The sequence below is a fragment of the Pseudomonas sp. 65/3-MNA-CIBAN-0223 genome, assembly GCF_040310425.1.
Classification (GTDB): domain Bacteria; phylum Pseudomonadota; class Gammaproteobacteria; order Pseudomonadales; family Pseudomonadaceae; genus Aquipseudomonas; species Aquipseudomonas gregormendelii.
The window spans coordinates 1-241 of the sequence record NZ_JBEOPV010000319.1 but is presented as its reverse complement, the minus strand read 5'-3'; the positions used below and the strand labels follow the sequence as shown (position 1 = coordinate 241).

General features: G+C 62.2%; 1 protein-coding gene. It reads left to right on the top strand.

Annotated elements, in window-relative coordinates; translation table 11 throughout:
- Positions 1 to 241 (top strand): aconitase family protein (locus tag AAEZ09_RS29050; RefSeq protein WP_350601780.1); only part of this gene is annotated, 241 nt, incomplete at both ends.

Below are 241 nucleotides of genomic sequence, written 5' to 3'. Positions count from 1 at the left end.
GCGGTAACGGCCATGCCCTGGAGTTCGCCGGCAGCGCGATTCGCGATCTGTCCATGGAAGGGCGCATGACCATCTGCAACATGTCCATCGAAGCCGGTGCCCGCGTAGGCATGGTGGCGGTCGATGAAAAGACCATCGCTTACGTCGAAGGTCGTCCGTTCGCGCCGAAGGGCGACGACTGGGACAAGGCGGTCGAGCTGTGGAAAGGTCTGGTCTCTGATGACGACGCGGTGTTCGACAC